Annotated in this window: 8 protein-coding genes; 3 read left to right on the top strand and 5 right to left on the bottom strand. The window is 31.2% G+C overall.

The genetic code is table 11. From position 1 onward, the window contains the following. Positions 1-184 precede the first annotated feature (184 nt). The 5 genes from B4E95_RS10245 to ileS form a co-directional block, all read right to left on the bottom strand. Positions 185-508 (bottom strand): hypothetical protein, encoded by a 324-nt coding sequence (locus tag B4E95_RS10245; RefSeq protein ID WP_291078128.1) that lies wholly within the window; start codon positions 506-508, stop codon positions 185-187. A 2-nt stretch (positions 509-510) separates the two neighbouring features. Then, positions 511-852, bottom strand: a complete 342-nt coding sequence (locus B4E95_RS10240; RefSeq protein WP_291078126.1) for a hypothetical protein — start codon at positions 850-852, stop codon at positions 511-513. Between the two features lie 70 nt (positions 853-922). Beyond that, positions 923-1,567 (bottom strand): lipoprotein signal peptidase, encoded by a 645-nt coding sequence (locus tag B4E95_RS10235; protein WP_291078124.1) that lies wholly within the window; start codon positions 1,565-1,567, stop codon positions 923-925. Positions 1,568-1,576: 9 nt separating this feature from the next. Beyond that, positions 1,577-1,963, bottom strand: a complete 387-nt coding sequence (locus B4E95_RS10230) for a TraR/DksA family transcriptional regulator (protein WP_115001530.1) — start codon at positions 1,961-1,963, stop codon at positions 1,577-1,579. A gap of 4 nt (positions 1,964-1,967) precedes the next feature. Then, a complete protein-coding gene (gene ileS / locus B4E95_RS10225) occupies positions 1,968-5,375 on the bottom strand; it encodes an isoleucine--tRNA ligase (protein ID WP_291091421.1) in 3,408 nt (1,135 codons plus the stop codon). A 213-nt stretch (positions 5,376-5,588) separates the two neighbouring features. Here ileS and B4E95_RS10220 point away from each other — a divergent pair, with 213 nt between their 5' ends. From B4E95_RS10220 to B4E95_RS10210, 3 genes are read left to right on the top strand one after another with little or no spacing between them, the layout of a single operon-like run. Further along, entirely contained in the window at positions 5,589-7,208 is a 1,620-nt protein-coding gene (locus tag B4E95_RS10220) for a DUF4836 family protein (protein ID WP_291091420.1), read from the top strand. Then, complete coding sequence (locus B4E95_RS10215) at positions 7,198-7,839, top strand: ATP-binding cassette domain-containing protein (RefSeq protein ID WP_291091419.1); 642 nt, start codon at positions 7,198-7,200, stop codon at positions 7,837-7,839. Before B4E95_RS10220 ends, B4E95_RS10215 begins: the two co-directional genes overlap by 11 nt. Continuing rightward, positions 7,823-9,034: an FtsX-like permease family protein gene (locus tag B4E95_RS10210; protein ID WP_291091418.1), complete on the top strand. Its 1,212-nt coding sequence runs from the start codon at positions 7,823-7,825 to the stop codon at positions 9,032-9,034. Before B4E95_RS10215 ends, B4E95_RS10210 begins: the two co-directional genes overlap by 17 nt. The last annotated feature ends 36 nt before the right edge of the window (positions 9,035-9,070 follow it).

The following is a 9,070-nucleotide window of genomic DNA, read 5'->3' as shown; positions in this document are numbered from 1 at the left end:
CAACTTTTGATACTGATCCATGTTATATTTTTTGAAGTTCGAAATACGAAACTCAAAGTTCAGAAATATAAATCCTTGTCAAGGTTTGAAACCTTGACAAGGATATTTCTAAAACGTTTTTATCCTTCGACAAGAAAAGTGATATTATGAGTGATGAATTAATGACACCTCTGAAATAGTAATCCTAGTAAGGCTTTTTCTCATAAGTATTGAAAAATATATAATTTTTCTTATTTTTTCTATAAACATCAAATTCTTTTGAATTAGCTTCTTTCGAAATAGAATCGCCTACTCTTAATGTATCTTTATTAGTATCCCCTGTTGATATACAATATTTTTCATTATAGTAAAATAGAAGTGATTTATTTTCAAAACTTTTTACCTTAATAATTTTAGCATGAATTTCATTATTAATAAAATAAGAATTATTTTGATAAACACACCTGTATAAATATAATACGATAATAGTTATAAAAATTACAAATGGTAAATATTTTTTCAATTTCATAATCATTTGACTTTTTCTGAATTAATTATAAACTGATTCTTCAGTTCTTCATTAATATTAGGAATTACTTTATAAACATAGGAATTCTCAAATAATTCGAAAGGATTATATATTACAATTAAATCACAGATATTATCTTCTTTTATTACTACAAATATTTCCAAAAGATCATTTTGAATATTAATAGAATCTTTATTAATGATTGAAATTATATCGTCTAAAGAAATACTTTTACCTATAAAACTCTCATCATAAGAACAACTTTTGATATGATAAATCGTAACATATTTAGACAAATCATTTTTGTCACAACTTTCAGTTAAAAGATTAAACCAACTATTCATAAAAATCAATTCTTGTTCAAATAAATATAACAAAAAAATCCCTCAGTATTTGAACTGAGGGATTATCTTTTTAAAATCTTAATCTTATACCATTTTTTGTTGTAAAGGCTTTTTTACGGAAAAGGAACAAAGTAAGTCCTCCAATAAAAATAGCCGAATCTGCGATATTAAATACAGGCTGAAAGAACTTATAATGTTGTCCGCCTACAATTGGAATCCAAGAAGGCCAATCAAACTCCACAATTGGGAAATAAAGCATATCTACGACACAGCCCGTAAACCAACCAGAATAACCAGCAAAGTTTGCTTGTGCGATACCTTGATACCCTACCCAATCCTGAAACATTTCATTGTAAGTAGTTCCTTTATCGAAAATAACGCCATAAAAAATTCCATCAAGCACATTCCCTATTGCCCCTGCCAAAACAAGCGCAATCGGAATGATAAAGAAATTATTATTTAGTTTTTTCGACCATGCATTAATATAGTAGATAATCATTCCGATTAGAGCAATTCGTAAAAGTGATAAAACGATTTTACCAGTTTCTCCTCCGAAATGCATACCATATGCCATTCCAGGATTTTCTACAAATGCTATTTTAAACCAACCCAAAACATCTACGTCTTCACCTAAAAAAAAGTGTGTTTTTACGTAAAATTTTGAGATTTGGTCTATGATTAAAACCAAAATGGTAATGAGTACTACTTTTTTCAAAATACTTGATTAACGTTGCATATTTTTAGCTTCGATGCTTAATGTAGCATGCGGAACTAATTTCAAACGATCTTTGTTAATTAATTTTCCTGTTACACGGCAAATACCGTATGTTTTGTTCGAAATACGTAACAATGCATTTTTCAAGTCGCGGATAAATTTATCTTGACGTGCTGCTAATTGTGCATTTTGTTCTTTCGACATGGTTTCAGAACCTTCCTCAAACGCTTTGAAAGTTGGTGACGTATCGTCCGTTCCATTGTTACTATCGTTTGTGTAAGCTTCTTTCAATAATTCATAATCTTTTATAGCCTGATCTAATTTCTCTTGAATTATTGCTCTAAACTCTTCCAACTCTGCATCAGAGTACCTTACTTTTTCATCTGTTGTTGCCATACGCTTACAGTTTTGTAATCGCAATTTGCGTCATCAATCCATTAATTTCAACCTCTGCTCCATTTGCAACTTGGTCTTGTAAAACAAGATCTTCAGCTAATGTTTCAGAACAAATGTAATCTTTGTTTTGCTCGACTGCATTTACGATTGATTCATCATTTTTTAAGTTAAGTATAATTTTGTCGGTTACTTCTAGTCCGGTTTCTTTACGTATATTTTGAATTCTATTTACCAATTCACGTGCAACACCTTCATTAATTAATACTTCAGTTAATTTTAAATCAAGTGCTACTGTCAATGTAGAATTAGAAGCAACAGTCCATCCTGGGATGTCTTTTGTAGCGATTTCAAAATCTTCTAAAACTAAAGTTAATGTTTTGTTGTCAATTAACAAATCTATTTTACCTGATTGCTCTAATTTAACAATTTCTTCATTCGTTAATTCTGCTGTAGCAGCCGAAATAGCTTTCATTTCTTTTCCATATTTCGGACCTAAAGTCTTGAAATTAGGTTTAATAGATTTCACTAAAAGACTTGATGCTTCTTCGTTTGTTAAAAGTTGAATTTCTTTAACGTTAACTTCTTGTTTCAATAATTCTGATACAGCTTCCAAATTAGCTTTCATCGTATCATTCAATACAGGAATCATTACTTTTTGTAATGGTTGACGTACTTTGTTATCACTCAATTTACGAAGTGATAAAATCATACTTGTCGCCGTTTGTGCTAAATGCGTTTGTTCTTCTAATTCGGTTTTAATCAATGATTCGTCTGCAACGGGGAAATCTGCTAAATGCACAGATTCTGCAGGATTTTTACCTGTAGCTGCATTCAAATCTTTGTACAAACGATCCATGAAGAATGGTGCAATTGGAGAACCTAAAATTGAAACCGTTTCTAAAACTTTGTACAATGTTTGGTAAGCTGCAATTTTATCTTTCGAATAATCACCTCTCCAGAAACGTCTTCTTGATAAACGTACGTGCCAGTTTGATAAATTATCTATCACAAATTCTTGAATAGCACGAGCCGCTTTTGTTGGTTCATAATCTGTTAAAAAGGCATCAACTTTTTTCGTTAATGTATTCAATTCAGAAATAATCCATTGATCTAATTCAGCTCTTTCATTTACAGGAATTTCTTCTTCTTCAAATGTAAATCCGTCCACATTCGCGTATAATGCGAAGAATGAATAGGTATTATATAATGTTCCGAAGAATTTACGACGAACTTCGTCCACTCCAGCAATATCAAATTTTAAGTTTTCCCAAGGTTGCGCATTCGCAATCATGTACCAACGTGTTGCATCAGGACCATAAGTTGCCAATGTATCGAATGGATCGACAGCATTCCCCAAACGTTTTGACATTTTTTGACCATTTTTGTCTAATACCAATCCGTTTGACATTACATTTTTATATGCTTTCGAATCAAAAACTAATGTTCCGATTGCGTGTAATGTATAGAACCAACCACGTGTTTGATCGACACCTTCTGCAATAAAATCAGCTGGATACATTGTTCCATTATCAATCAATTCTTTATTTTCGAATGGATAGTGAACTTGCGCATAAGGCATTGCTCCAGAATCAAACCAAACGTCAATCAAATCCGCTTCGCGTTTCATTGGTTTTCCTGATTCAGAAACTAATGTAATTTCATCTACTACATTTTTGTGTAAGTCGATTAAATCATAGTTTTCTTCTGTCATATTTCCAACTTCGAAATTTTGGAAAGGATTAGAAGTCATTACGCCTGTCGCAATTGATTTTTCAATTTCAGCAACTAATTCTTCTACGGAACCAATTACTGTAACTTCATCCCCTTCTTCAGTTCTCCATATTGGCAATGGAATTCCCCAATAACGAGAACGAGATAAATTCCAATCATTGGCATTTTCTAACCAGTTTCCGAAACGTCCTTCTCCAGTCGCTTTAGGCTTCCAATTGATTTCTTTATTCAATTCAACCATACGGTCTTTCACATCCGTTACCTTGATAAACCAAGAATCTAATGGATAATATAAAATAGGTTTGTCTGTTCTCCAACAATGTGGGTAACTGTGTTTATATTTCTCTACTTTGAAGGCTTTGTTTTGCTCTTTTAATAAAATCGCGATTTCTACATCAACCGATTTTTCAGGAGCAGTTCCATCATCGTAATATTCATTTTTTACATATTTACCTCCATAACCTTCTGGTAAATCAGCCACAAAACGACCTTGTAAATCTACTAAAGGAACAGCATTTCCATGCGTATCTAATACCAACATTGGTGGAACACCAGCTTCTTTTGCAACACGCGCATCATCCGCACCAAAAGTAGGCGCAGTATGTACGATACCTGTACCATCTTCTGTTGTTACGAAATCTCCAGGAATTACTTGGAAAGCATTCTCTGCATTTTCGTAAGGCAACGCCCAAGGTAATAGTTGCTCATAACGAGTTCCAACAAAATCAGCACCTTTGTATTCTCCTACAATTCTATAAGGAATTGTCTTATTTCCTGCCGCATAAACTTTAAAATCTTCTTCTGTTTCTGCTAAGAAATATGGTTTACCGAATTGTTTAGCAACCAATGGTTTTCCTAAAATTACGCGAATTGGCTCGAATGTATATTGATTGAATGTTTCAACTACAACATAATCGATATCTGGACCAACTGTTAACGCTGTATTTGATGGCAACGTCCAAGGTGTTGTTGTCCAAGCTAAGAAATACACATCTCCATCAAAATCATTGAATAAATCTGTAGAATCTTTGTTTACTTTAAATTGAGCAACAATCGTTGTATCTGTAACATCTTGATAAGTTCCTGGTTGATTTAACTCGTGTGAAGATAAGCCTGTACCAGCTTTAGGAGAATATGGTTGAATTGTATAACCTTTGTACAACAAATCTTTGTTATAAATTTGCTTCAACAACCACCAAACAGACTCCATATATTTTGGTTTATACGTGATATATGGATCTTCCATATCCACCCAATAACCCATTTCTTCAGTCAAATCATTCCACAAATCTGTGTAACGCATTACTGTACGTTTACACGCTTCGTTATATTCTTCAATTGAAATTTTAGTTCCAATATCTTCTTTGGTAATTCCTAATTCTTTCTCAGTTCCCAATTCTACTGGTAAACCATGCGTATCCCAACCCGCTTTACGAAAAACTTGTTTTCCTTTCAAGGTTTGGTAACGACAAAATATATCTTTGATAGAACGTGCTAAAACGTGGTGAATCCCTGGCTTTCCGTTTGCAGAAGGAGGACCTTCATAGAACACAAAAGATGGATTTCCATCACGCGTAGAAATACTTTTTTCGAAAACATTATTTTGTTTCCATTCTTCTAACGTTTCTTTTGAGACTTGTACCAAGTCTAAGTGCTTATATTCTCTAAACTTTTTTGCCATCGAATTCTTTCTTATTTCTTCTAAATCAAGGAGTGCGAATATAAGAAATTTTTACATATTTTTATTGTTATAGAAACGAAAATCATATTAATAATTGCTTAAATTTATACCAATATTATAGATTTAACAATTCTTGAATAAAAATCAGATGATTTCAGATTTAATTCAGGATTAAACAAATAATTAACAACAATTTTTAAAGATATTTTTTCGATGAAAAAAGGCTTCAAATATTACTCAATTCTATTTCTAATTTTGCTTTTTGCAAGTTGTTCCAAAAACGAAGATTATACGGTTTTGATTCCTACAGATGTAGATTTTGTTGCGTTGATAAATCCAAAATCAATTGCAGAAAAAGGTAATTTTCAGAAATTAGAACAATATAAAATTTATCAATTAGCCGAAGGCGAACTTAAAAATCAAGATCCAACTTTTGATCAATTATTAAATGATATCAAAAACAATCCGACTTCAGCAGGCATAGATATTATCAGCCCTATTTACATTTTTGGACAAAAAATTAATGAAAAAAATATGGTTGCGTTGATTACAAATATGCGTGACAAACATCAATTTGAAAAACATTTATCAACCATTTACAAAGGTTTATACAAAAAAGATATTTCGTTTGAAAAGAAAGATGGTTTTACAACAATTTCTGGATTCAATAAACCGTTTATGGCTTGGAACAAATCTCAATTTTTATTGATTGTTTCTGAATTTGGTGTTGGAGAAAAAGCGATTCAAGATTATTTCGCGAAAATTATCAACGACAAACATTCACTTGCGAAAGAAAATAACAGCTTTGGAGATTTTGTTAAAAACTCGCAGGATATCAACATTTGGTACACTGGAAATTTCTTGAAAAACTTCTCGAAACATGAAAGTTCTGAAAAGAAAAACCTTGATTTCACAAAAAGTTCTTGGGTCAATTTTATTTCATTTACTTCGGACGGAATTAGTTTTACACAGAAATTTCATCCAGATGCGATTACAAAAGTTAAATTACAAAAACATCCGATGTGGAAATCAAAAATCAATACTGATTTTTTCAAGTATTTTCCTGCGCAAAGTTACATGAACATTGGACTTGGAATTTATCCTACCAACACGCGTTATGTGTTCGAAAATCAGAATTTCTTGACTACTTTTTTAGAACAATATGAAATTGATTTGAACAAATTAGAACAAAGTTTTGAAGGCGAAGCTTTGTTTAGTGTATATGATTTTGAGATCGGAAAAGCATTTAATCCAAATGACTTTTTTGGGAAGAAAGAAGCTTTTATCAAGCAAGTTGTTTATCCTCAATTTGTTTTGGGAGGAAAAATGAAAAACGATCTTTTCTTCAACAAATTTATTAAATCTCATCAAGAAAATATTCAGAAAATTGGACCTTATTACATGTTACCAATTTCGACAAATATGAAGATTTATATGACATACAAAAACAATTTGATGTACATCACAAATAATCAATCGATTATGAATCAATATTTGAACAAAATGGTAAGTTCTTCAAATTTTGTCACAACAGGATACGCTACAAACGCTTCAAATCCAATGTTTGGTTACGTGAATCTAAATTTTGATCAATATCCAAAAGAAGTTCAAAAATATATTTATCAACAAATTCCGTTCGGAAACACGAAAGAAATGCAAACGGTTTTATCTTATTTTGATCACATCGATTACCGCGTTTCGAATGAATACACAAAAACAGGAAAAATACATATGAAAAAGACGGATAAAAATAGTTTGGAAGTGATTTTCTTACTTTTGGACCAAGCTTATTCACTATTTTTCAATCAAGCTGCACAACAAAATGGAAATTAAAATCAGTCAACTTGTTCCGCATCCTTTGAAAGAATTTGGGTTCGAACAATCTGAAATTTGGAAAAATACATACACTTTTTCAAGCGGAAATATTTATCAAATCGTTGCACATTCTGGTGTTGGAAAATCGACGTTGATTAATATTTTGTACGGTGATAGAAAAGATTATGACGGAGAAGTTTTGTTTGATGGACAAAATATTAAGAATTATTCTTTGAATGATTGGACAAAAATTAGACGCGAAAAAATTGCGTATGTTTTTCAAGGTTTGCATTTGTTTGAAGAATTAACTTTGATGGAAAATATCCAATTAAAAAATGTATTAACACAACATCAATCTGAAAATCAAATTATTGAATGGATTGAAAAAGTTGGTTTAAAAAGTCATTTACATCAAAAAGCGATTCATCTTTCTTATGGTCAACGTCAACGAATTGCGGTGATTCGCGCACTTTGTCAACCATTTGATTTTCTACTTTTGGACGAACCTTTTAGCCATTTAGATGAAATGAATCAACAACTTTTGATTGATTTGGTTACCAAAGAAGCTGCAAAAAATAACGCTGGAATCATCTTTACAAGCTTACACGAAATTCACGATAAACGCCTTACAAATGTCATTCAACTCTAAAACTTTAATCGAAAAATTAGTTCGTAAAAACCTAAGTTTTTTACGAATTACAACCTTTTGTTTTTTCTCAATTATTGGATTTTTCATCTTGATTTTAGCTGGAACAATTTATTTGGATTATGCCAAAAATTTTGGAGAAGATAGTTCAGTTTGGAAAGCAAATTATGTGGTCTTAAACAAAAAAATATCGTCTTTACAAACGTTGACTGGTGAAAAACCAAGTTTTAGTGAAGATGAAATTAATGATTTGAAATCACAGAATTTTGTTGCAAAAGTTGGAACATTCAAAAGCAGTCAATTTCCTGTGAAATTGCAAGTTGGTGGTGTTGCTGGAATTCGTGGTTTTTCGACTGATTTATTTTTTGAATCTGTTCCAGAAGATTTCATTGATGTAAAAGAATCAGATTGGAAATGGCAAGAAGGACAAGATTTTATTCCGATTATTATTCCAAAAAGTTATTTGAATTTGTACAATTTCGGTTTTGCAACAAGTCAAGGTTTACCACAAGTTTCGGAAGGATTATTTACTAAAATTCCTTTTCAATTGGTTTTAGGAAAAGGAGAAAATCAGAAAGTATATCAAGCGAGAATTGTCGATTTTACGACTAAAATTAATACCATTTTAGTTCCCGAAAACTTTTTGGAGTGGGCAAATCATACTTATGCACCTCAAAAAAATACAGAACCTTCGCGAATTGTTGTTGAAACGAAATCTCAAGGTGACGAAAATGCTTCGACTTATTTTGAGCAACAAAATTATGATATCAACAAAGACGAATTGAAAAATAATGAACTGACGTATTATCTAAAATTAGCTTTTTCGTTGGTTTTATTTATTGGATTAATCATTGTTTTTGCAGCGATTTGGTTAATGATTATCAATTTTCAATTGATGATTGAAAAGAATAAACACAAAACGAAAGATTTATTTTTGATTGGATACAACATCAATCAATTAGCTCGTCCGTATCTTAAATTTTCGATTATATTTATGTTAATTAGTTATCTTATTTCGATTCCGCTGGTTTATTTTGTTTTAGATATTATCAAAGAAAAAGTCGGAAAATTTATGGCAACAGAAACTTCTCACGTTTGGGAAGTTATTGGTTTTGGATTAATCATCGTGATTATTTTATTCATTATTAATAAAATAATTTTGACACAATCGATAAAAAAAATTGCATTGAAAGATTAATACTAAAATCTATAAAAACATAAAAAAGGATTCTGA

The organism is Empedobacter sp. UBA7494 (genome assembly GCF_002478465.1).
Classification (GTDB): domain Bacteria; phylum Bacteroidota; class Bacteroidia; order Flavobacteriales; family Weeksellaceae; genus Empedobacter; species Empedobacter falsenii_B.
The sequence above is the reverse complement of the archived record's forward strand: the minus strand, read 5'-3'. Positions and strand labels throughout refer to the sequence as shown.